This window comes from Lachnoanaerobaculum saburreum DSM 3986 (assembly GCF_000185385.1).
GTDB lineage: Bacteria > Bacillota > Clostridia > Lachnospirales > Lachnospiraceae > Lachnoanaerobaculum > Lachnoanaerobaculum saburreum.
Genome location: NZ_GL622296.1, coordinates 1,669,478 through 1,694,964, shown reverse-complemented (window position 1 = coordinate 1,694,964; position 25,487 = coordinate 1,669,478). Strand labels below are relative to the sequence as shown.

Genomic DNA, 25,487 nt, shown 5'->3' with positions numbered 1-25,487 from the left:
TCCATTCACTTTAAACTATAAAACAAGAAGGTGGAAGCCCACCTTCTCAAACTCTGGAAACCTATGCCTCTACTATATAAAGTCGGCTAATTAAACTGTTAATATTTCCTTTGATTTGTCTTCAATAGCCTTATCTACTCTTTCAATAGCTTTATCTGTGATTTTTTGTATTTTATTTTCACCGTCCTTTACATCATCCTCTGTAAATTCTCCGGCCTTTTCAAGTTTCTTTACAGCATCTATGGCATCACGCCTTATATTTCTGACAGCAACCTTACATGCCTCACCCTTTTTCTTTACATCTTTTACAAGTTCTTTTCTTCTTTCCTCTGTAAGTTCAGGAAAAACAAGTCTGATACATGAACCGTCATTTGTAGGATTGATACCGAGATCCGACATATTTATAGCCTTTTCAATCTCCTTTAAAAGAGACTTCTCCCATGGTGAAATCTGTATAATTCTTGGTTCGGGAACTGAAATATTACCTACTTGCTGAATCGGTGTAGGTGTACCGTAGTACTCCACTTTGATTCTGTCAAGTACATGCGGATTTGCTCTACCGGCTCTGATAGAGGCATATTCCTCAAGCAAAACATCAATAGATTTTGTCATCTTATCTTCAAACTTTTTGATACTATCTTGCATAAATTCTCCTTAATATTATGTTTAAATATATACATAAGCCAAGCTTATACTGTCACAATTGTTCCGTTTATCTTACCGTCAAGTGCATTCTTTATTGAATTTTCTTCATTCAAATCAAATACTGCAAGCGGCATCTTATTTTCAAGGCACATCACAGATGCCGTCAAATCTACCACAGCAAGTCTTTTGTCAATGACCTCTTTAATAGTAAGTTTATCATACTTTTTCGCATCGGGGTCAAGCTTAGGATCGGCAGTATATACTCCGTCAATAGACTTTGCCAAAAGTATTATATCTACATCCATCTCAACAGCTCTTAAAACTATACCTGTATCTGTAGAAAAATAAGGATGACCTGTACCTCCGCCAAAGAATACAACCTTTCCTTGCGCAAATCTCTCATTTACTCTGTCCTTTGAGAACACTTCAGCCATATCTCCACAGGCAAATGCCGAGAATACAGCCGTATCAATACCTTCCGAACGAAATATCTCGGATACATAGATACAGTTCATAACAGTTGCAAGCATTCCTATCTGGTCAGCCTTAGTTCTGTCTATTGCTTCAGAACTTCTGCCTCTCCAGTAGTTACCGCCGCCAATCACTATACCTATATCAGTGCCTTTGGCAAGTGACGGCTTTAACTGCTTTGCAATATCCCTTACCTTGTCTTCATTGTAGCCGCCCTCCGGTTTTGCCAGGGCTTCACCGCTTAGTTTTAACATTACTCTTTTATTTTGCATAGATTCCTCTATCCTTTACTTGAAATCATGTGTCAAGTATACCATAGGGAAAATACTTATACAATGTCAAAATAAACCCTTTAAAGTTAACATGAAAGTAAAGAACTTATTTCCACTTAAAGCTCTTTGCCATAAGCTTTGCCGCCTTATTTACAGATTCATCACCGTCAAAGTTTGACATAAATACCATAACAAACTTCTTATCTCTTAATATATAATATTGTCGGTCTATCTCATCACTGCCGTTCATTTTTATATCAAAAATATACATTATATCGCCTGCATCGGTTTTGCCTGATGAACCGGTAACCGTAGCATCTATACCTGATTGCTTTATCTGCATATTTAACTGCCATGTGGTAGACTGCGCAAACTTCTCACTTTCATCCAGATTATAATTTTGATGTCCCTCATTTATTGAGATATTATTGGGTCTCGCATCATGTTCATGTCCCTTTACCACATAAAAATATCTTCCGCCTCCTGACTGCTCCTTAGCTTCACCAAATCCGTCAGCTACAACAAAGCTTCCAAAATCCTTATCGACTCTTTGCCCGTCTTCTGTATTGTTACCGTCATTTTGTGAAGTCTTTACAGTGCTGTCTTCTACTTTTGCAGATGTTCCCATATCTGCCTGTTTATTTCCACAAGCAGACAGCATTAAAATCATAAGTGATAACAGATACAAACTCTTCTTCATAAAATATGTCCTCCAAAAAGTAAATTATCAGGTCTAAAACTACTAACCTATGGATATTTTACTACTAATTTATGCCGCCTGTACATATGGTTAAAAAATAAACTTCATTTGCTCCCGCATCTTTTAAGATTTTTGCACATTTTTCTATAGTAGTACCTGTGGTATATACATCATCTACAATCAAAACATTTTTGACCTCTTTCGAAAATCCTTTTACTACAAATGCATTGTCAAGATTGTGAAGCCTTTCATTACGATTAAGCCCCTTTTGATCCTTTGTCTTTTTTACTCTGTATAAATATTTTGTATATACAGGAATATTCAAATACTTTGACAAGCACCTTGCAAGTATCTCTGATTGATTGAATCCTCTTTGCCTTTGTTTTGAACTATGAAGAGGAACGGGAATAATACAATCAATATTTGCGGCTTCTATAAACTTCTTATATCTAATTGTTAAAAGCTTTGCAAATCCTTCAATATACTCTCTTTTATTGCCGTATTTTATTTTAAGTATAATATGAGCCATATTATCGGTATAATTGCAAAGAGCTCTTCCTGATACAAACTCTCTTTCACATTTACAGTCATCACAGTAGGCATCATCCGATGAGATTATCTCCTTCCCACATCTTATGCAGTAGGGTGATTTTACAAACGGAAGCCCTCCTATACAACTCTTGCAGATCAGATGCCCTTTTTCTCTCACAATTTCTCCACATACAGGGCATCTCCTTGGAAAAACAGCATCAATTATCTTATCACCTATTGCCTTAAAAATCTCATTCCTCCTTAGACAGTGCTGCAAGCTCCTTTATTCTTTTTTTCAGTCCCGTATATCTTGCCATCTCCTTTGTATTTTCCACCATTGCATAAAAGACTTCAGGTATACCTACCAGTACCACACATTTTTTAGCTCTGGTAATGGCTGTATAGATAAGATTTCTGTTCATAAGCATGGCAGGTCCTTTGTATATGGGTATGATTACTGCCGGATACTCGCTTCCCTGTGACTTATGTACTGTGATGGCATAGGCAAGTTCTATTTCATTAAACTCTGAAAACTCATATTCACATACCCTTCCGTCATCAAAACAAAGTGTAAAACTCTCTGAAAGCATGTCTATTTCTTTTATAGTACCGATATCACCATTGTAAACTCCAAATCCCTTATCTGTAGGTATATGCTTATCATTGTATACAAACCACTCTTTTTGGTAATTATTTTTTATCTGCATCACCTTGTCGCCTTCTCGAAATACTGCTGTATCATACTCTTTTTCTTTTTTTTGTTTACTTGAAGGATTTAGGCTTCTTTGCAAAAATGAGTTTAAAGCTTCCACACCCAGCAGACCCTTTCTCATAGGTGTCATTATCTGAAGTTCATTGCTTGTGGCATTTACATAGTCAGGCAGCTTATCACGAACCAGCGATATGACTGAACCTGTCACATTGTCCGGATTGCTCTGCTTAATAAAAATAAAGTCATTGCTCTTTTTTGACAGATCAATCTCTTCATTTGTCATTATCTTATGTGCATTTATTACAATATCACTCCTGTCCGACTGCCTGTAGATTTTATTCAGTCTCACTACATTGAAGCAATCCGACTCTATCAAATCTTTCAGTACAGTCCCCGGACCAACACTTGGAAGCTGATTTATATCTCCCACCAAAATAAGTCTGGTTCCTACAGCTACCGCCTTTAAAAGAGCGTTCATCAGGAAAATATCCACCATACTGACCTCATCTATGATAATTATATCCGCCTCAAGCGGATTGTCCTCATTTCTTTCAAAATGTGTTCCGATATTTTTTGATATCTCACTGCTGTTTGGAGTGATTTCAAGCAGTCTGTGAATAGTTTTAGCTTCATAGGAAGTCGCCTCCGACATTCTCTTTGCAGCTCTTCCGGTAGGTGCGGCTAAAGATATGCTCTCTCCCTCACTTTCAAAGTATTTTATAATAGTATTTATAGTGGTGGTCTTACCGGTTCCAGGACCTCCTGTAATTATTATCAAACCGCTGCTTATAGATTCAATTACCGCCTGCCTTTGCAAATCGTCTAAAACAATACCTTCTTTTTCTTCTATATTCAGGATTTTTTCTTCTACCTTATTTGAATCATACTTTGCCTTTATATTAATATCTACAAGCATCTTTGCAACAGCCAGTTCCGTATAATAGGACTGTGCAAGATATACATTATTTTCTGTATCTTTCCTTACTACAATTCTTTTTTCTATCTGCATTTCAGCCAGTAGTGAATTAAAGTCAAATATATTTTCTCCGAACAACTCTAAAAACTCATTTTGCAGTATGCCGTCCGGCAAATAAAGATGACCTGAGAGCATGGCATTTGACAATATGTATTCTATTCCTGCAATAGCACGAAACTTTGAATCCGCCGTAACTCCCACCTTGTTTGCAATATCATCTGCAATCTTAAAGCCGATACCGTCAATATCATCTGCCAATCGATACGGATTGGTTTCAATAATATTGTAGACTTTGCTACCGTATTCCAAGTATATCTTTGCGGCAAGCTTCATACTGATGCCGAACTTTTGCAAATAAATCATGGCATCACGCATTGACTTCTTTTCCTGTATTTGTTCACTTATAGACTTGGCAAGCTTAGCACTTACTCCTTTTACTTCCACAAGTCTTTCAGGCTCTTCTTCCATTACTCTTAGAGTGTCCAGCTTGAACTTTTTGATGATTCTCTTTGCCAGTGCCTCACCAACTCCCTTTATTGCGGAAGATGCCAGATACTTCCCAATACTGTCAAGCTCCTGCGGCTCTGTTATTTCATATTCATCAACAAAAAGCTGCTCTCCATAGTTTGGATGCAGCTTCATATTTCCTTTTGCCTTTATAAATTCGCCCTCAGCAATATAGTTGAAAGTGCCTACAAAGACATAACTGTCATCGTCACTCTCTACACTAAGTACAGTATAGCCATTATTTTCATTTCTATAAATGATTTTTTCAATATAGCCTGATACTGTCTGCATATTATTTTTTTGATTCTCCCTTTACACCTTCAATAAACTTACCTGTACCGATTGCAACGGCTGTCAAAGGATTGTCGGCTATAACTGTATTGATACCTGTTTTCTCCTCAATAAGTGAATCAAGACCTGAAAGCAATGCACCTCCACCGGTTAACACAATACCTCTCTCATATACATCAGCTGCAAGTTCAGGCGGTGTTCTCTCCAAAACATTGTGAACCGAATCTACGATTTGCATTGCCGGCTCACGGAGTGCTTCAAGAGTCTCGTCCGAGTTTACTTCTATAGTCTTTGGCAGACCTGTTACAAGGTTCCTTCCCTTTACTTCCATAGAGAGTACTTCAGGTCTTCTATATGCCGCACCGATATTAATCTTAATGTCCTCAGCTGTTCTTTCGCCAATCAAAAGATTATGTTTCTTTCTCATATATCTGACTATAGCTTCATCAAAATCATCACCTGCTATCTTTATTGATGTGCTTACTACAGTTCCGCCAAGTGAGATAACAGCAATATCAGCCGTACCGCCACCGATATCAACTATCATATTTCCTACCGCTTTTGAAATATCGATTCCGGCACCTATAGCTGCCGCTACAGGTTCCTCAATAATCTTTACTTCTCTTGCGCCTGCTGAATATGTAGCATCCTCTACAGCTTTTTTCTCTACTTCTGTAGCACCTGACGGTATACATACCGCTATTCTCGGTTTTCTAAATGTCCTTTTGCCCACTGATTTATCTATAAAATATTTGAGCATCTTTTCTGTAATAGTATAGTCAGATATAACACCTTGACGAAGAGGTCTTACAGCCACTATATTTCCAGGTGTCCTACCTATCATAAGCCTTGCCTCTTCACCGATTGCCTGTATTTTTCCGTTCTCTCTATCTATAGCAACAACACTTGGCTCTTTTAATACAACACCTTTTCCCTTGATATAAACCAAGATGCTGGCTGTCCCAAGATCTATACCGATATCATTGGATGTAAACCCAAACATATTCTCCTCCAAACTACTCTCAAAAATTATATTTAATACATTATCTTCTATTCTACAACAAATAATCAATTTAGCCAATATCAATATTTAGAAATAATTTATAAAGAAAAAATATATTTCTATGTAAAACCACTGCTGATATAAGACTTACGAAGAAAAGACATGAAAACCTATTGGAGTTTGATTATCTTTGCTATTAAAAACATTGATATCAAAAAAATCTTCCTTTTTAAGTACATACTTGACACCACCATTTACTTCACCATCACCATAATTTCTTAGTGCAAAATTAAGAATAGAATTTTCTATAAGATTTCTACAAAATCTTCCATTTCCATTCTCAACAGCCTTTATAGAGTTATCGCACATTTCTCTTATCTTATCCTTTGCATTTATATCTATCAAAAATCCTCTTTTACTTGCTTCTAACTCACAGATATTCACTAATTCATCTGTAGAATAATCATCAAATTTTACAGTAAATGGCACACGAGATCTAAGCCCCGGATTTCTTAGAAAGAATTCTTTCATCTCCTTTGGATAACCTGCAAATATTACAACTGTATCCTTTCTATTATTCTCCATTTCCTGAACTATAACATTGATGGCTTCATCACCAAATCTTCCCCTTTCTTCTTCTAAAAGAGAATACGCCTCATCTATAAAGAGCACACCTCCCTTAGCACTTTTGAATACATTTTGCACCATCGGGGCTGTTTGACCCACATACTGTGCTACAAGATCGGCTCTTCCCACCTCTATGAACTCTCCTGTCGTTATAATACCAATTTCTTTTAGCACTCCTGCCACAATCCTTGCCACAGTGGTTTTTGCAGTACCCGGATTTCCGACAAACTCCATACTTAAAGTTATCGGATCTAATTGTTCTCCCTTTTCTTCCATAACTTTTCTCATCTTTGCAAATGCCAAAATCTTTTTCACCTGATCCTTTGCGGCTTTTATACCCACTAAAGCCTGTAATTCACCCATATATTTGTGCTTATCCTCTATATCTTCACAGCTATCTTCTGGAATTTGTATTGATTCAAGTGGGTCTACATCCTCAAAAAAATCATCCTCATATGAGCTTACATAATTTTTTTCAATAAGCTGTGTTCTAATCTCTGCAACTTGTCTCTTACCAAGATTTCTGATTTTTAGTAGTTCATCATCAGACATCTTAAGTAGCTTCTTTATTGATATTATATTTGCTCTTTTTAAAACATTATAGGAACGAACGCCAAGTTCTAGGTTGTCAATAGAGTCTTCATCCACCTTTTGCTGCATTTCAAGTGTTTTTAAAAGCATAATGACATAATCTCCAAATCTTTTTTTATCTATATTATTTTCTATTACATCATCAACTGCTTCTTCCAAAACAGAGTCACGAAAAATCATAGTTATAAGAGATTTCAATTTTTTGGATATTTTTTGTGGAAAATCAAAGACGATACTTCCAATACTATGATTATTCATGTCAGTTGCCTTCATAATCACACTGATATGACCGCCGATATTGCCTATTTCCTTACACATCTCTTCAAAATATTCTGATTTGCACATTTTGTATATTAGATCATCTTCTCTATATGTCATACACATACTTTCATCAACAACAAGTCTATATCTTACTCTATCCTCTGCATTATCCTTATTTGCTAAAATATATTTATCTGGAATCACCTTTGCATAATGACTAAAAATCCAATCAAACTCATCTATACAAGTTTCTTTATCTGAATCTAAATATATATAGTTTTTATTAGGTTCATTCGCTTGCATTATTATTTCAATTCCAAGAGTCTCACCTTCTTTTAAATACATCAAATAAGCCATAAGCCTGTCAATTACACCATAAACTTCACCATTAAATGCACCTGTATATACAAATGATGTTGAAGATAAATATTCCATACGTATTTCATTTGTTTTACTCATTGCTACACCTCACTTTTTTGTTTTATTAAAGTCGCAGTCTACAATGACTATTCCTTGGCATGCTCACTGTCTGTCATCGCATACTTCCCCGGTCTACCATCATTTGCATCTGCGGATTTGATTTTCAAGGTACAAAAAAGCACAGCAAAAAGCCATTGCTTTTAAAATTGACGCACTACCCCCTAGGTAATACGACTCTTCTCAAAAACAATGGCTAAAAAATAAACCAAGTAAACTTCACCTACTTATGCTAGCACAAATCTAGCGTTAATACAAGAGGTACTTTTTATATAATATATTTTGTTATATAATCATTAGAATAAATTTAAGGAGAATCAATCATGGATTTTGAAAAATTGAAATCATTTCGAAATATGAACAACAACTTTGCAAAATTGCTTGGTATAGAACTTACCGAGCTTTCAAACGGCTATGCCAAAGCCACAATGAAAGTCAAAAAAGAATTTTTAAACCCAATAAGTTCATTACACGGAGGTTGTCTTTATACTATTGCTGATATTGTAGGTGGTGCCGCTGCAAGTTCCTATGGAATACATGTTACTACAATAGATGGAAACTTTCATTATCTGCGTGCAGGGATAAATACAAAAGAGCTTTATGCTACAGCCACAGAAATAAAGAAAGGAAAGAAAATCTCTGTCTACAGTATATCTGTAAAAGATCAGGACGATGTCGAGCTTGCAGTAGGTATATTTTCATTTATGTCGCTTGGGAAGCCTATAGAAATATAAAATGTATGAACTTCATATACTCATGCCATTTATATATATTTAGTGAAAAAGTCTGTCAATCTCTACTTTTACTTTACGGATATGTATTACAAACACATATTATGGTATGGGTTATGCATGTATATTGCATGTTCTTCTTTATCTTATTTTTTATAATAATATGATACAAAACCTCTGTAGAGCTATTTCGGATGTAGATTTAATATTTTAAGCATATTTTACTTCAAAAAAGTATATTATATAATTTTAAATACTGCATTTATTATACAATATTTACAAAGAGCACTTTTGCTCATTAAGATCAAAAAGTCTGTCACTGATTGTATACAATCAGTGACAGACTTAAAAGCACCATTTTAAGCCATTCTTAAAAATAGATTGACAGACTTTTTCACCTGTACTACAATAAATTTAGCACAAAGCGAGGGCTTTCCCATATTACAACGGCTTAAATGCAGTTGTAAGTACCTTACCTATAAGGAATGGAAACTGGTCGACCGTCACATTCTGATGAGACTGATCCGTAAGTACCTTACCTATAAGGAATGGAAACGAAACCCATCCACCCATACCTTCATCAAAATATTGGTCAGTTTCTCCGTAAGTACCTTACCTATAAGGAATGGAAACAAATCCAAGTCTTGTTGGTAAATATGCAAAATAACTACTGAGAGCGTAAGTACCTTACCTATAAGGAATGGAAACGTTACCTGCCTCCGCAAACATTCCATCAGCCAGTGCGAAGTAAGTACCTTACCTATAAGGAATGGAAACGAGCCTGCTCGGTCTGATCTCCTTGCTCTTGAGAGGAAGTGTTTGTAAGTACCTTACCTATAAGGAATGGAAACATCATGTATTTTTTTGAACCAAGATTACTAAAACCATTGTTTGGAGGGTAAGTACCTTACCTATAAGGAATGGAAACCTATGTACTCTATGGGAGGTGGTATCAACAGAGCATCGTAAGTACCTTACCTATAAGGAATGGAAACCTGCCATCACAATACACAATTGCTTTATCACTGTCAGTCTTTATTACAGTAAGTACCTTACCTATAAGGAATGGAAACTAATGAATTAAGCTGTACATTATTGATTGCATTTTCTGATTCGTAAGTACCTTACCTATAAGGAATGGAAACGGTATAACGAATTTAACTGTGTACTTGAGTCCGGCGAGTGGTTTTGTAAGTACCTTACCTATAAGGAATGGAAACTCCGTTGTTCACGGGATCGCCCTTGCGAGAACAAGGTAAGTACCTTACCTATAAGGAATGGAAACCCACTTCCACGGCGACATTATCGTCCCGCTTCAGGTAAGTACCTTACCTATAAGGAATGGAAACTTTTCCAAGTCCAGACGCCCCAGCGAAGATCCAGGCCTGTAAGTACCTTACCTATAAGGAATGGAAACTAGTATAGCAAATGGTATATGGCTATGATGAGTTGTAAGTACCTTACCTATAAGGAGTACTACAACCTATATTCACCAGGTTGGAATACTAAAATCAAAATACAAGGAGGAAGAGATGTTCGTCATTATCACATATGATGTTAAGGCTAAGCGAGATCCCAAGGTGATGAAAACCATCCGAAAATACCTTACACATGAGCAACGTTCAGTGTTCGAAGGGCTTATTACACCAGGACGATTAAAACACCTAAAAGAAGAACTAAAAAGAATCGTGAACGTTTCCGAGGACTGCATTAATATCTATTCTCTGGAAACACTTCGATATTCCAAAAAAGAAAGCATTGGAAAACAGGTGTACCATGGGAACATCATCTGAGATATCTTATGAAAAAGCTTACGATGGAAGATATTTTTATTTCCGAACAGATTGAAGAGGCTCTAGACCATCTTTCCACAAAGAAAGATACTTGTGGAATAGACGGGCTCTATCTTTCTGAATTAAGAGATGATTGGAATATTAATGGAGAGCGATATCTTTCTTTACTGCGAAAAGGAAAGTACAAACCCGGAATTGTTCAAATCTATGAAATCGTAAATTATACAGGAAAAAGGCGTTCTATATCTTCCTTTAACAGTATTGACCGCCTTGTCTTGCGTTGCCTTGCAACTTCCTTGGAAAAATATTATGATTCAATATTTTCATCCTCGAGCTTTGCCTTTCGTCCCGGACTTGGAGTAGATAAGGCTGTGGCAACTTTTGCAAACAATCTAAATACTGGACTAACTAGAGTCGCTATAATCGATATAAAGCATTATTTTGACTCAATACCTATAGATAGGCTTGAAATGATCTTGAAACGAATTATTGATGATAATGTTCTTCTCTCTCTTTTTCATAATCTTTTATACTGTAGAATATCAGAGGAGAATGTGATAAAAACAAAAAGCAAAGGGATTTTGCAAGGTTCTCCCATTAGCCCTTTTCTTGGAAATTTATATCTCTCACTTTTGGACACGCAACTTGAGTCAATGCATGTTTCATTTTGTCGCTACTGTGATGATATTGCGATGTTCTTTGCAAGTTTTGAAGAAGCAAAAGAAACCTATACAAAAGTATATGACATTTTGAAAAATGATTTGGAAATGGATATAAATCCGCAAAAAAGTGGAATATATGAGGGAATTAAACAAAATTACCTAGGCTACAGCTTTACCAAAAATAAAAAGGAACATCAGATTCTTGCAATCAAGAAGAAAAAAGCACCGCCACAAATATATCAACATTGGAGTACTACTGCTATTCAAAGAGTAGATAGAAACTACCACATTATCAATAATGGAATATTAAATAGAAAAGATTTTACACTACTCTTTGAAAATGATCGTGGAAAAAAGTATCTTCCTGTAGAGGCTACAGAAAGTCTGAATGTCTATACTTCCGTCATATTTTCTTCGGATTTTTTTAAATATGTGGGGAATAAAAAGATTTGTGTAAATATTTTCGATAAATACGGTGAACTTGCAGGTACCTTTTCTCCACCTGAAAGCCTGCATGGCGGACTTACAATGTTGAAGCAGGCAGCAATATATTTAGATGATGAAAAGAGAAAACTTATCGCTAGGAAGCTTGAGATAGCTTCCCTTCACAATATGCGCTCCAACCTTAAGTATTACGAAAGGCATCATTCAAGTGAGAATCTAAAAGATGGAATCACCTCTTTTTCAGAGTATATAACTGCAATGAATGAAGCAACTAATATAGTAATGCTTTTGACAATAGAAGCAAGAGCCAGACAATTGTACTACAGCCTTTTCCATGAAATTATATGTGATCCGGCATTTGAATTTACTAAAAGAACAAGACGCCCTCCTAAAGACCCTCTTAATGCATTGATAAGTTTTGGAAATGTATTTTTATACAATCGTATAGCTACAGAGATTCAAAAAACTTCTTTGGATATTCGTATAGGATTTGTCCATGCCACCAATAGAAGAAATCAGTCTTTAAACCTTGACATTGCAGATTTATTTAAACCGTTAATTGTAGATCGGGCAATATTTACTATAATAAATCGTCATATGATTCATGCATCTGAACATTTTGAAAAGACTGAAGATGGTGGAATCTATCTTAACAAAGAAGGAAAACAAATTTTTATAAATGAACTTGAAAATAAAGTCTACCAAAAGCAGACTGAAGAAAATAAGCCACGAACCTATGACACCAGAATTCGTGAAGAAATTCATAAAATATTTCGGCTTGTCTGCTATGATGAAAAATACAAGCCATTTAAGTACAACTAGCAGGGGCATTGATTTTCTCCTATTTTTTATGTACGAATCATTATAGAATAAAAAGTCTGTCGCCCTCTATTTTTGCTTTTAAATATGTAATTACATATTCATACTATAGTATGTGTTTGTAATTACATTATTTGATTAATTTTTATCATATCTTGATATATAAGTTCTTGTTAAGTGTTTTTAATATAAGTTTACTGTTTTAAACGGATTTTATTCGAAATAGTGCTATATTTTTGCTTTAATATACTTATTTTTAAAACAATACTTACAATTACTCTTTTCATGCAATAAAGAAAAAAAGTCTGTCACTGATTGTATACAATCACGACACCCTGAAAAGTCCCATTTTAAGCCATTCTTAAAAATAGATTGACAGACTTTTTAGCCTGTAATACAATAGTTTTAGGTCAAAACAAGAGTTTTTACCTATCACAACGGCTTAAATGCAGTTGTAAGTACCTTACCTATAAGGAATGGAAACGAATAAGCTGCATAGCAGTGATTCCAATCTGATTTAGTAAGTACCTTACCTATAAGGAATGGAAACAATTCAAGTAGACAAAGCCTGCTGGATAGTACTTGGTAAGTACCTTACCTATAAGGAATGGAAACCATACGTCCCTCCTTATTAACGTACAAACTTTTCCGTAAGTACCTTACCTATAAGGAATGGAAACTTTTTTGCCCTTTGCTCAATCAAATCAATTTTAAAAGTTTTTCCATTAAGTAAGTACCTTACCTATAAGGAATGGAAACCTCTTGCGATTCCCTCAGATTCGTATTCTCTAATAACTGTGTAAGTACCTTACCTATAAGGAATGGAAACGTGCTTATAATTAAGCTTGGCTTTGATATTTTCAAAATATGTAAGTACCTTACCTATAAGGAATGGAAACCTTTTACGAGCTGCACCCTCGTGCTGTCGGCTACCAACCGAGTAAGTACCTTACCTATAAGGAATGGAAACAAATCCCTCCACCAAGTAATCCATAATACTATTCCAGCTATAGAGTAAGTACCTTACCTATAAGGAATGGAAACTTCGGTTCAGGTCTATTGCTTGGGATCTCCGGCCTTTTGTCGGGTAAGTACCTTACCTATAAGGAATGGAAACTATTAGCTGGTGATACAAATCTATCATTCTTATGCTTATCGAGTTCTCGTAAGTACCTTACCTATAAGGAATTGAAACAATTGCTCTTCTATATCTTTTCTTCTAGCCTCTGCGTAAGTACCTTACCTATAAGGAATTGAAACGATTATACATATCAGATTCTTTGTTTTGAAGCTCCCGAATGTAAGTACCTTACCTATAAAGAATGAAAACCAACCGGTATTTTGATATATCTGTTGGTTCTATTTTGCCTTTAAACAACAAAAAAGACAGTAGTACCATTTCGATACTACTGCCTTTTTATATTGTCTATATTTTATTTTCTTTTCTGATACTGTCTACTTCTTCGTTTATTCCCCTAATGTCTATTCCCAATCCTTTCTCACATTTATTTTCTATATCCTTACTTTTCAAATCATTTATATCATTTTCAGAAGAGAAATATCTCTGATTTGATAAATGTACTGAAAAAGGTATGCCTTTTTGTGCAACCATTTGTTTTAGACACATTCTGAGAACTGTTGATAAATCAATTCCCAGCTGATTACAAATATCTTCAGCATCAATTTTTAAATCCCTGTCAATCCTAAACTGTATTAAATCCTGCTTATTCAAAATACCTCTCTTTCTATTTTTTTAACTTCTTCAAATCTGAAATATAGTCTATTATAAGTTTTTTTAGATTTGTCAGACTAACTCTATAATCAGGGTTTCCATGATTGAATACATTGCGAATGATCTTCAAAGTACGATGGCTTTGCAAAAGAGGTACAACTTTTTTAATAAAATCATATAATAAGATATTCCCGGTTTTATCCTTACGAATCCATTTACTTTTTACTTCCAAACAACCATTTTCTATACGATAATGGAGTAAAGTTTTAGATCCGGGTTTAGCCCATGATACTGTATTTGTTCCGGCCTTCTCTACCATTTGATATACATAAAAAGCCGGTTCTTTATCTCTATCTTGCTTTTCAAACCTAAATTTATTCAAATATCTGTTAAATGCACTGTATTCATCCTCTCCAAAACCTTTCAGTTCTTCATTATCAAAATACAAAATCTTTTTCTCTCTATAATAATAAGGCAACATTGATTCTATAAATGTAAGAGCCTGTTGAATCAATCCTCTATTTACACACCAGATAATAAGGTCCAAAATATTTGGGGCTTTTAGCAGATCACCATATTCATCTTTTATTTTTTGCTCAAAGATTCCCAGTGATGTACCTTTCAATATACTCTTTCCATCTTCACTTACACCGGTTTGAAATTCGTTTCCAAGTTCTTTCAAACCCTCAATAAATGCTTTAGGATCAGACATCTGTGCACCCAAAGAAATCTTTTTCATATGCTCTATGGTTTGCTTTGCTATCTTTTGTACAGCCGGATCTGCTCCTGTTAGATATGAAAACTCATTTTTGCTGTCAAAGTATTCTGATAATACATCCGCATTGCCAAAATGCAAAAAATCATTAATACCTGAGAAAAAACTGAAAATATTAAATGAAGCACTTTGGTCTTCTATTCTTCCTGAAGCCATATTTATACCCATTATCATCTTTGGTCTTATTGCTTCTCCCACTGATAACAATGAGATAACTGCACCTAGAGCAATTACTACATCCCTTAGTCCTCCATGAGTATCAATATATAATCTGAAAGATCTTTTTTCCTGATTCTTTTGACTGCGTATAAACTCAGCTGCCATTGCAATAGCTCCCAATTCATCATCCGGAAAATAACATTCCTCTTCCCTAGATGCCGGTATCAAAGGAATAGACGGATCAATAGTATCTGCTTCCTGAAGTCTATGTTCAGTTGGAAGTTGATTCTTATATAGTTTTATCACCTGATAGTTTATTTTATGTTTTCCTTTTTCAGGTGATTTATCAATTCTTTCCTTCAGATACGATACTGCACTATGAATCTTGCCATTACCATCATCCCCATTCTTTTCATCCATTTCTAAGGTTTTCCTGCTGCACAGCATTATAATATTCACCTCATCTTCCGGAGGCATTCGCTTCAAAAAATAACGAACTATACTTTCTCCTTGAGATTTACAGTCATCAATAATAATATCTTTTCCATCGTTTCCTACACCTTGAAATTGATCTCCATTTTCCATTCTAGGGTGATTTCTACCGTTAAATGTGCTGACAGCCATAAGTATTGTGGATGACATAATATATCCCCCTCTATTACATCATAAAAATTTGTTTAATCATTGCGAAATTCTACTGATTTCAAGCTCTGATTTTCATCTTTATAATCCGGCAATGTATATGTCGGTATAGCATCCCTTCTTCCAAACATCCAGTTTTTAGAAAACCACTGTGCTGATGACAACTCATTATCCTTTAGGTCTCTTTCAGGTTTATTGCTTTTATTTATTACATTTGGATATTTCACTTCCGCATTACCGTTTAATTCAAAATCCAATATCTTACTTATATTATCTAAGGATTTATATATATTAGTTAAAGGAACATCAAATTTATTATCACTAAACAAATCCCACCCCTTTATATCATTTCCTAAGTTAGAACATGATTTAATTATATACTTATGTTCTTTTGATTTAAAATCTCTTATCTGAATATTATCAACTACTATCTTCGCACTTCCGAATCCCAAAGGCTTTCCATGCCCCAACTTATAACAACGTTTTCCGTTTTTATCATTTTCCCCGAGACAAAGAAGTGTTGCAAGCTCAGCAAGTTGTTCGTCTGTAATATTTTCAAAGTACACTTTAAAAGTAAAGCTACCTTTATCTATTCCACACATCTTTGTATCTACTTTATCTTCAGGTAGATTTTTTAATTTATTGTAGTCAGGTTTAAAATGCCAATAAAACTTTCTACCTCTGATATTACATTTAGGATCATCATAACCGGATAAATAATTATCAGTTTTGGCATAGAAAGGTAAATATGACGGGTGAGGTGTACGCAGTTCATTAAGATTATATTCCTTAATTGAATCAGAAATATTACCTTCAAATATAGCATCTGTAATTCGTATACTGCTACCCAGTCCTTCCTCATTTCCTACCATACCGAACAAACTGCAAGCTTTGCAAAGCTTTTTTAAATCTGCACATGGCATCTTATTTTTCTTTTTAAGAATACTGTCTATTGGCGTATAGTATTTAAAACGACCTATACTTGCAAGAGAAAAATAATATTTCCCATTGACTTCCTTATACCAAATCGGTAATACTCCACCATTTTTTTCAAAAGCATCCAAATCTACATTTGCATACCCTCCATGTTGATCTGCATTCCACTTTACGATTGATTTAACAAACTTTTGATTGACTTTTTCATCCCTATATACTTTTAAAGTATCCTTTAATGCATCAAAAGCTTGTTTTATACTATTTGGAGTTATATTTTTTATTTCATTTTTTTTAACAAATATACTCTCGTATTTTTTATTTGAAATATATTCTCCTACATAGTAATATCCTTCTTTCACCGCTGTACTACTACCGATATCTGTGGCAAAATACTGTGTAATTTCTCGATTATTAACAGTTGTTGTTACAGTATGTGGATTGAATCTAACATCTTTACCATAATTTCCTACAGCAGCTTTATATGTCATTGAAGAAATTTTTGAATCCAAATGTTCTCCAATTGCAGTAAAATATTCATCTATTTGGAATTTATATCTTGTAGCTGAATAGAGTTCCCATATATTTCCGTTCTTTTTTAAAAGTGCCGGTTCAAATGCCTTTTTAGGTCTGGCTGTAATATATTGATCAGTACTAGCTGTGGCATAACAAGAGTCTGTCAGTGTTTCATACATATTGCGAAGAGGACCTCTTATAGAACTTCCCGGGATGATAGGTTTTATATTTTTCTCATCTCCTATATGTAAGAATTTATAAGAATAATGTTCAGTTTTTATTTCTTCACCACTATCACTTGTAGAAATACTTTCTCTGAACACCTCCTTATCAAAAGGATCCAGTACTAATATTGGAGTTTTGGGATATATGCGACAAGTGAATACTCCGGTATTACTTCCCTTTTTAGTCATACCTTCATATTTTTTTGTTTCTTCTCCTTCTACAAATGTATATGGATTGATAAAATAATTGTTATTACTAAATTTATATCTCATTATTACACTCCTTTCAAATCCTTACTATAGTCCCTTTTATCAGCACTTTCAAAGTCAACTAAACGGTAATCTCGTATAAACGCCTGACCTGATTCATTGTCTACTCCAAAGTAGTGGCGTACCCTAATAGCTGCCCTATCCAAGTCTGATATATCTTTTGGAAGGTTATATTTTCCCCCAGCCATAGTACACATTTTCCTTGAATCCTTTGATGACCTTTTTGTATCAATGTCAAGAAGTTGAATTTCATCAAAGTAGTCCACGCCTTCTCCTTTATTATCATCTTCTCCTTGAAATCTATAGCTGAAATCTTTTCCTATATCACTTCTAAATAGCTTCCATTCTTTGTTCTTGTCAAAAACACGAAGTTCCAACAGCTTATTCACATTTTTAATAATATCTTTATTCCAAATACCTACATCAAATTTATCCGTATACTGTGCAACAAAGAATGTACTGCCTGTAGCATCAGGAAAGTCTTCATTTATCTCATTTAACACTTTTTCTATATCATTATTTTTGACATTTATGTGTTCCATTCTCTGTCTCCTTTTTTCCAATCAACGCTTTCAAAGTCTCATATAGTTTGTCAAATACTACAGAGTTTGTTTCACCCTCAAGCTTACATTCATTCAGTTTCACTCCGTTTATTTTTAGTATGGAAAAAATACCTCTTCCCACAGATGTTGCACCTCCGACTGCCAAATATCCTTCATGGAGGTCGGTCAATGTGGCTGCCAAAGCATTGATAAAATCATCTGAATATACTACAGCTGTATTATACGGATCTCCAAAACTGATATCCAATGTAGTCTCCCCACCTATGTATATTTTCTCTGTAAACAATGCGCCTTCTGCAGTACTTCCAAGGAATCTGTCGATAGCATTTCTTGACATTTTTTTAAACTGCCCGCCTGTCAGTTTGCTTTCACTAAAATAAATAAGTGACTTCTCTTTCACTTTACTGTTTACAGTACCGAAGTAATAATACTTTTGTATATCACCTTTACCTCTTTCAACTTCTTTGACCTTACTGCAATCAATCAGCTCCTCCATTCTATGCCCGATAGCTCCTGCCCAAGTAGTACCGGGAATAACCGCCACCTCTTCCGATCCGTTCTTATCAAACTTTACAGTTGTCAGCTGCTCTTGATCAGGAGAAGATTCTTCATCACTACACTCTGTACTGTACCTTCTTATAGAAAGTCCTCCTTCCAATCTGAGTTTTAATGAAAGCTTATTATTATCTTTTAGAGCCCATATACTATCTTTCATTAAAGTATTAAGCATATCCTTATATAATATAGCGTTTTTCCAAGAGTTTTCTTCAAAAATATCAAAGTCCAGCCAACTGCTTATTTCATCTTTCAAAGTAAAATCAAAGTTTTTTCCGATGATTTCTACATTACATATTTTACCGAATCCCCTGGTAGTCTTTGCACCGAATCTGATATCCGTTTCTTTCCAGATTTTTGCAATATTTGTCAGTACTTCATCCGCTTTTACCTTTTCATTTACATCCGATTGTTCCTCGGATATCTCTATAAAAGTTTGAAATTTACAATCACCTTCCAAAATTTCCCGGTCAAATTTCGCCTGTTTTTTTGCACTTTTATACTCATTTAGGGCAACACCGTCCCTTTGAGAAATACGGTATTTAGGATTTCCGTCCTTATCTTTATTATCTCCTACTAAAGTGGCATCATAAAATATAATTTGACTCTCTATAATATCATCGTCACTCTTAACTTTATTTCCTGTATTAGTTGATGAATATCCAAAGTAATACTTCCACGCCTTATCATCCATAATCTCTTGACAGGCTTCTCTAAGTACTCCGGCTACAGCACTTCCCGGAATATAAGGAATCCCCCTCGCATCACGTAAAATATCCTGATCTGTGATATCATTTCTTCCACTGCCGATACATAAAGGAGAGTCAAGTTGAAAGGTTATTTTTAAATAATGTTTTTTTATAATTTTCCCCATTTCACTGCTCCTGCTAATTAAATTTTTTCAAATACTTTTGATCTGCCAACAACTCAAGCATTAAGTTACCCCACCAACTAAGAATATGCGAATTAACTTTTTTCTCATCCGTCAGTTGGCATAACAAGCTATATATTCTGCATTTTTCCGATTCATTATACTTATCCGTGTTTGCTCCAAGTATCTTTTTAATATCCAAGCTGCCTAAATCATTTTTATCAGGTAGCTTTGTCCCGAAGAATCTCTCTGCAACTTTTCCGATCTCGTTTCTTTCCGTATCACGCTTTATAGATACAATACGTTTTGCAAAATCAATATATTTCTCATTTGCAACCGATTCACTGTCAGGTAAAGTTTCTTTCACCATAAGATTTACACGCCCTATAGTAGATGGAGACATGATAAACTTTGAATCGTCTTTATCCATTTTTACAAGCATGTCTTCAAGTATATTTTGGTAAAGTACTTTGTATAAGCTCTGTTTTAATATCTCTTTGACCTCATCATTAACATTAGAAAGCTCATTATTATCTTTTGTAGATTTATTATCTTCATTATCCACTTTTAATTCGTATGGAAGTTCATCTCCTTTATAAATACTGACCTTTCCGAAGCCCTCTAAATTTCGTTCTCCTACGTAGTATTTTTTGATACAGACATCTTGCGCTGCTTTATATACAAATGTAGAACCTGATTCTATTCCTGCAATAGGAGCTTTTCTAAGATTCCAAACACCCAAATAACCATATATCATTGCAGGCTGTATGGAACAGAACGGGTAATCAGTCTCTCCTATTTGAATATATTCATCCGCTTTTTCATTTAATAAGCCAAGCTGCTCTCCAATAATTTTATATACTTTCTTAGGCTCCTGTGTATATCCATATTTATCTTGAAAAATGCCTCTTGAGGCCAATGAAACATATATCAACTCATCTTTCTTTACATTAAAATCATTGATTATGTCGGTATTTATCGATATAATACGGCATTTTCCATACTGCGCAGTTTTTGACTTTCCGAAACTGAAATTTGTTTTTCTCAAAAGGTTCAAAATAAGTTCATAATCCCTTCTGCCGCATATAATATTTCCTGCAAAGATTTGTCCTTCTTTCAATGCAGTCTGTGAATACAGCAGGGCATCATTACCTCTTCTATGGTGATAGATGACCCTTTGCTTTGGCTCACAATCTAAAATATTCAAAGCACCGGACTTATTTAATTTTTCAAGGTATATATATTTGCCTTTTAATTTCTTTGGTTGATTTCCGTTTGCAGGATTATAGTCATCACTGCTATAACCTTGATTCTCTGAATACTTTAAGCTGTTTACATATTTCTTGCTTTTTTTCATCTTGTTTATAAATGAAGGTGCCGGATAAAAAATATGTTCCCCATCTGAAATATTAAAATCTGAATATATGGTATCTCCGCTTAAAAACAAACGAACAAACTCTTCATCATCTGCACTGTTACCCTCTATACTAAGATAGCTTCCTGCCAAAGCCCCCAACACAGACTTACCTGAAATATACTTTAATGTAGTATTTTTATCATCTCCACTGATTATCAATGGACCAAGGTTTTCAAAAAATACAGTAAAATTAAGTTTTTGATTTAAATCTTTATTTATTTCCACATTTTCAACAATTTTAATATCATCTTTTGTATCGGCTGCTTTATCCTCCGCCTTAAACTCGCATTTTACACATCCAAGTCCACGATTTCTATTCATACCTATATGACGAAGTGCCTTACAAATCTGTTTTAATTTATCTTCTTGACCATCCGGGTATTCTACCTTTGCAATGAACTCAAGTCTGTTTTCTTTATTAAAAGGTGAAAATTGATGGATAGTTCTTGTAAATCTAAGTGAATTGTCATCCGCAACACCGTTTTCCATCCTTGTTTGCGCCTTTACATCGGAAAAAAGATCCAGTACTTCATCAGGTGATATATATTTTTTAATTTCTTTGTTCTCTTGTAGAAGTTTCAAACCCACTTTTATATGTTCATAACCTGATATATACGCATTCTCAATTCTGATACCCTTTGTAGAGTCATCGCCGCTTACTCCAAACAGGTAATTTAAAGGATCTGTAGATTCTTCCCATAATCCCGCGTCTCTTAAAAGCCTCGCACATTCTCTTAAACACCCCTTCAGTCTTCTTGCCGGTATAAAAGGAAGTCCGAAATCATCATACTCCGCCTCGGAGTCAATAGTTCCATAGTATGAATATCCGTTTCCCGAACATAGATCAGAGTACAGTGTAATATGTATTTCACCTTGTTTCTTATTCTGCATTTTCTTCCTCCTCTTCTTTTGCCTTTCCATACCCTGTATCATACATACGTACAAGATCCTTTAGGAGTTTCTTATTATTTATAAAATACTCAACACTCTCAATATCTGATTTAAATCCCATGCTTTCCTTTTTATCTTTGGACATATGAGCTATAATTCGTCTAAGCTCTGTTCTTAGTGCTGATTCTGAAAGCGATACAGGGATTGCCAAACCTTTAATATTGCTTCTGCCAAGAAATGAAAGATTTTTATGAAAATCTTCAACATCGCCCAATGTAAGGAGCTTATCCTCTTTCAGTTTTTCTATTATTTTTTTATTATCAGCCTCTTCTGTTGCTTTTCCTTTTTCCCAAGGCGGCAAGTTTTTATTTTTTACAGGTTTATAGTGATAAGATGTCTTTTTTTTATCATTACTTTCCACCAACCAAGGTCTTGAATTATCATCATCTCCATTTTCTTTGCGAATATCACTTAACTTAAAGCCTATTCCGCCCTGACAGTACTCAAAGTCCATAAGATTGGCCAATGTCAAGCCATTTTCCTTCATATAATTTTTGCAGGTATCTTCACAACACTGCTCAGCAATACGGTATGCATCTGAGAATGGTGTATGACTGTGGAAAATAGCCGCTCCGGCACATGATGAATATGGTGAAGGTATCTTTGAAAGATATTCTTTTATAATCTCATAAGATTCGTCGGCTCTACATATAATAGTCATCTCATCTCCGGCTCCGATTAGGATTCTGCTTCTATAATGCTTTTTATCCTTATCTTCTTTTAACATATCCTTCTTTCTGTCATCAATAAAAGTTTTCTGTATTTTCTTAGAAAATTCTCTAAGTAAATTTACGCAGTCGTCATAATTTTTCTTTCCATGTAAGCATGCCTGTACCTTTGCACCCATAGCATTTCCGTCAATATAAAATATTGCCAGCATGCTGTCTTCACCCTTGGTCTCAGCCACGATATTGTCTAATATCGTCTCACCCATCTCGTCACCATGATCCTTAGCTTCTTCCCAATATTTTTTCAGCTTGGCATTAGTCTCTGTAGAACATTTAAAATATGACTTTTCGGAAGCACTGATATCTTTCGGCGCATGATCGTACATATATGTCAGAGGCATTGATGATACCGGAGATGTCTGTACTATAGGCAAACTTCCATATGGCTGTGTATAAAGTGCAGTACTTTCACGAAATCTGTGCTTTTGATACAGCTTCTCATAGTCTCCCGGATCCTTAGTACCATCACTATGGTAGTTATCTTCTCTAATATTTCCGATATATGTGGCAACTACTTTTAAAGTTCCTATCTCTTTAAGAATTTTCTTTGTAAAAATCTCTGTGGTATTTTTCATTGCTTCTTTATTCTTATAAAGCATCAAAAAATTTCCACCGCCGTCATAGACAATCTCACCGATATACTGATTACCGTTCATCCTATCTTCAAATTTTTCGAAGCTGAATCTATCAAGTTTTTCTTTATTTGGATCATACTTAAAAATAGCATCCTTATCTTTATATTCTTCCTTAACTTTAGACTCCTTATTCATCTCATCTCTACATGTCTTTGCGGCATCATATAAGTAATCTTCAAATAAATCTCTAATTATTAAAGAAGCTCCCACAATCTCCTTTAATTTTGAACTCTTATAAATAAATTCCTGCTTTCCTCGTATGTCATACATACATAGTACATAACCATTTTCCGCCATATTTCCTCCTTTTCTAACATAACCTACTTTAAAACTTTTCTACTTTGCTTTTTTCTACAAGATTTCTCAAAGCTTTTAAATAAGCTCGCATATATTTATCAAGTTTAGTTATATTAGGTCTATTCTCTACTTTTCCATGGCTAAATATATTTCTAATCTCTTTTAACACTTTATGCATTTTAAAGACAGGGAAAATATCTGTTGTAAAACTATAAATTGAACCAATTACAATTTTGGAGTCTGAGTCATTACTACTATTTACTTTTTCCATATACTCCAAGTGTTTATTCAATTCTTCCTCCAGATTTTCCTTCCAATCGTCACTGTCATTTAACACTCCATTAGGCTCATCTCTTTTTTCTAATTCGGTAAAAAAATCTTCAATAATCTTGTTAGGTGATTTGTCTCTGTCTTTTAAGTGTATATGCTTTTTGAAAAAATTGTTAAATTTTTCTATATTAATTCCCGGATCTGAAGAAAATGAAATAATATTATTTTTTCTATAGAACTCAGGAAATGCAGATTCCAAAAATGTAAGTGCCTGCTGATACTGTTTCTTATTAATACACCTTTCCACCATATCAACTTCTGTACGTTTTTCCGGATCCAGCAATACTCCAAAATCTTTTTTAATTGTATCCTTGAAAATTCCCAGACTTGTCTTTTCAAACTTATCATCAACATCTGTATCCAATACCTTTTTCAAATCATCTAACCCGGAAATATAGCTTTCAGGATTACTATATTGAACACCTATTGAAACTTTATTCATTGCATCCAAAAGCTTCTTATTAAATTCTTCAGCATCTTCTTTATCTGAACTATATAAATAAACAGACTCTTTGTAATAATTTTGTAGTGTTTCTACACTTCCAACATTTAAAAAATCTTGCATACCTGAAACAAAGCGGAATATATCAAAAGAAGCCCTTTGATCCTCAATAGTATGATTTGATGTGTTAGTTCCACATATTTTACCGGGTCTTATTCCTTCACCATCCATCAAAGATATAATAGCATTCAACGAAAGAACAACATCTCTCAAGCCACCATGTGATACAATATAAAAAGGTGTTGATTTTTCCTCTTTATTATTTTCATTAACCGCATGTCTTATTTCTGTAATAACACTTCTCATACCGTAAAGATAATCAGGTTCATAACTATTTTTATCTAAAACTATCTCAGCATCCAATCCTACAGGTACTTCCCCTTCTTCTCTATATAAAGGAAAAACTTTATATACAATTTTTTTACATTTCTTCTCAGAACATTCTTCTATTCGTTCTTTTAAGAAGCTTACAGCACTGACTTTATCCAACTCTATACCTTTCTTATTTACATATTTTGATTTATCATTAGGTATAAACTCTTCTAATGTTGGTCTTGTACAAAGCATAAGTATATCCACCTCATCTGTACACTCTTTATCCTTCAGAAAATACCTAACAACAGGTTCCAGCTGTGAGCGACAGTCTTTTATTTCTAAACCGGAATCATCTTCAACTAAAAATTGCATACCTTCTTTATTTAAGTTCATATTTTGATTTAATATACTCATAGCCAACAATATAATACTTTTCATAAATTATTTACTCCTTATTATTTGTCAATATTATAATTTCATACTTACCTCAGACCTGCTCAAACATCCCAAATCCCTGAGAGTTCCTCGACCCCAAACCTGTATCGTATAAAAACTGCAA

At 34.5% G+C, this 25,487-nt stretch carries 19 protein-coding genes and 2 CRISPR repeat arrays; of the genes, 3 read left to right on the top strand and 16 right to left on the bottom strand.

What is annotated here, in order from left to right; all coding sequences use genetic code 11:
* Window positions 1-90: 90 nt before the first annotated feature.
* From frr to HMPREF0381_RS07765, 7 genes are all read right to left on the bottom strand, one after another.
* Window positions 91-645 (bottom strand): ribosome recycling factor, encoded by a 555-nt coding sequence (gene frr, locus HMPREF0381_RS07795; RefSeq protein WP_008751409.1) that lies wholly within the window; start codon window positions 643-645, stop codon window positions 91-93.
* Between the two features lie 44 nt (window positions 646-689).
* Window positions 690-1,388 (bottom strand): UMP kinase, encoded by a 699-nt coding sequence (gene pyrH, locus HMPREF0381_RS07790; protein ID WP_008751408.1) that lies wholly within the window; start codon window positions 1,386-1,388, stop codon window positions 690-692.
* A gap of 106 nt (window positions 1,389-1,494) precedes the next feature.
* The gene (locus tag HMPREF0381_RS07785; protein WP_008751407.1) at window positions 1,495-2,088 is read right to left on the bottom strand and encodes a YciI family protein; all 594 of its coding nucleotides are present in this window, start codon (window positions 2,086-2,088) and stop codon (window positions 1,495-1,497) included.
* Between the two features lie 64 nt (window positions 2,089-2,152).
* The gene (locus HMPREF0381_RS07780) at window positions 2,153-2,896 is read right to left on the bottom strand and encodes a ComF family protein (RefSeq protein WP_008751406.1); all 744 of its coding nucleotides are present in this window, start codon (window positions 2,894-2,896) and stop codon (window positions 2,153-2,155) included.
* On the bottom strand, window positions 2,871-5,105 hold the full coding sequence (recD2, locus tag HMPREF0381_RS07775; RefSeq protein WP_008751405.1) for an SF1B family DNA helicase RecD2: 2,235 nt from the start codon (window positions 5,103-5,105) through the stop codon (window positions 2,871-2,873). The genes HMPREF0381_RS07780 and recD2 overlap by 26 nt, the downstream gene beginning before the upstream one ends.
* 1 nt (window position 5,106) lies before the next feature.
* Window positions 5,107-6,108: a rod shape-determining protein gene (gene mreB / locus HMPREF0381_RS07770; protein WP_008752892.1), complete on the bottom strand. Its 1,002-nt coding sequence runs from the start codon at window positions 6,106-6,108 to the stop codon at window positions 5,107-5,109.
* Between the two features lie 147 nt (window positions 6,109-6,255).
* The gene (locus HMPREF0381_RS07765; RefSeq protein WP_008751403.1) at window positions 6,256-8,046 is read right to left on the bottom strand and encodes a DNA-directed RNA polymerase subunit alpha C-terminal domain-containing protein; all 1,791 of its coding nucleotides are present in this window, start codon (window positions 8,044-8,046) and stop codon (window positions 6,256-6,258) included.
* Between the two features lie 341 nt (window positions 8,047-8,387).
* Here HMPREF0381_RS07765 and HMPREF0381_RS07760 point away from each other — a divergent pair, with 341 nt between their 5' ends.
* The 3 genes from HMPREF0381_RS07760 to cas1b all read left to right on the top strand — a co-directional run bounded on the left by HMPREF0381_RS07760 (window position 8,388) and on the right by cas1b (window position 12,516).
* Window positions 8,388-8,798, top strand: coding sequence for a PaaI family thioesterase (locus tag HMPREF0381_RS07760; protein WP_008751402.1), 411 nt, complete (start codon window positions 8,388-8,390; stop codon window positions 8,796-8,798).
* Between the two features lie 460 nt (window positions 8,799-9,258).
* A CRISPR array of direct repeats spans window positions 9,259-10,276; the repeat unit is 30 nt; unit sequence GTAAGTACCTTACCTATAAGGAATGGAAAC.
* 51 nt (window positions 10,277-10,327) lie between these two features.
* A complete protein-coding gene (gene cas2, locus HMPREF0381_RS07755; RefSeq protein WP_008751400.1) occupies window positions 10,328-10,588 on the top strand; it encodes a CRISPR-associated endonuclease Cas2 in 261 nt (86 codons plus the stop codon).
* Window positions 10,589-10,596: 8 nt separating this feature from the next.
* Window positions 10,597-12,516: a type I-B CRISPR-associated endonuclease Cas1b gene (gene cas1b / locus HMPREF0381_RS07750; RefSeq protein ID WP_008751399.1), complete on the top strand. Its 1,920-nt coding sequence runs from the start codon at window positions 10,597-10,599 to the stop codon at window positions 12,514-12,516.
* 451 nt (window positions 12,517-12,967) lie between these two features.
* A CRISPR array of direct repeats spans window positions 12,968-13,843; the repeat unit is 30 nt; unit sequence GTAAGTACCTTACCTATAAGGAATGGAAAC.
* Window positions 13,844-13,939: 96 nt separating this feature from the next.
* Here cas1b and HMPREF0381_RS07745 read toward each other — a convergent pair.
* From HMPREF0381_RS07745 to HMPREF0381_RS15995, 9 genes are read right to left on the bottom strand one after another with little or no spacing between them, the layout of a single operon-like run.
* A complete protein-coding gene (locus tag HMPREF0381_RS07745) occupies window positions 13,940-14,245 on the bottom strand; it encodes a type II toxin-antitoxin system RelB/DinJ family antitoxin (protein WP_008751397.1) in 306 nt (101 codons plus the stop codon).
* A gap of 13 nt (window positions 14,246-14,258) precedes the next feature.
* On the bottom strand, window positions 14,259-15,821 hold the full coding sequence (locus HMPREF0381_RS07740) for a TM1812 family CRISPR-associated protein (protein ID WP_242824408.1): 1,563 nt from the start codon (window positions 15,819-15,821) through the stop codon (window positions 14,259-14,261).
* A gap of 35 nt (window positions 15,822-15,856) precedes the next feature.
* A complete protein-coding gene (locus HMPREF0381_RS07735) occupies window positions 15,857-17,767 on the bottom strand; it encodes a TIGR03986 family type III CRISPR-associated RAMP protein (RefSeq protein WP_008751395.1) in 1,911 nt (636 codons plus the stop codon).
* A gap of 2 nt (window positions 17,768-17,769) precedes the next feature.
* Window positions 17,770-18,306, bottom strand: a complete 537-nt coding sequence (csx19, locus tag HMPREF0381_RS07730; protein WP_008751394.1) for a type III-D CRISPR-associated protein Csx19 — start codon at window positions 18,304-18,306, stop codon at window positions 17,770-17,772.
* Window positions 18,281-19,756 carry an RAMP superfamily CRISPR-associated protein gene (locus HMPREF0381_RS07725; RefSeq protein WP_008751393.1) on the bottom strand — a complete coding sequence of 492 codons (1,476 nt, stop codon included), beginning with the start codon at window positions 19,754-19,756 and terminating at the stop codon, window positions 18,281-18,283. Before HMPREF0381_RS07725 ends, csx19 begins: the two co-directional genes overlap by 26 nt.
* A 13-nt stretch (window positions 19,757-19,769) precedes the next feature.
* Window positions 19,770-22,061, bottom strand: coding sequence for an RAMP superfamily CRISPR-associated protein (locus tag HMPREF0381_RS07720; RefSeq protein WP_242824407.1), 2,292 nt, complete (start codon window positions 22,059-22,061; stop codon window positions 19,770-19,772).
* Window positions 22,051-23,781: a hypothetical protein gene (locus HMPREF0381_RS07715; protein WP_008751391.1), complete on the bottom strand. Its 1,731-nt coding sequence runs from the start codon at window positions 23,779-23,781 to the stop codon at window positions 22,051-22,053. The genes HMPREF0381_RS07720 and HMPREF0381_RS07715 overlap by 11 nt, the downstream gene beginning before the upstream one ends.
* Before the next feature lie 28 nt (window positions 23,782-23,809).
* Window positions 23,810-25,366, bottom strand: coding sequence for a TM1812 family CRISPR-associated protein (locus tag HMPREF0381_RS07710; protein ID WP_008751390.1), 1,557 nt, complete (start codon window positions 25,364-25,366; stop codon window positions 23,810-23,812).
* Between the two features lie 49 nt (window positions 25,367-25,415).
* Window positions 25,416-25,487: a CRISPR-associated endoribonuclease Cas6 gene (locus tag HMPREF0381_RS15995; RefSeq protein WP_408610949.1), complete on the bottom strand. Its 72-nt coding sequence runs from the start codon at window positions 25,485-25,487 to the stop codon at window positions 25,416-25,418.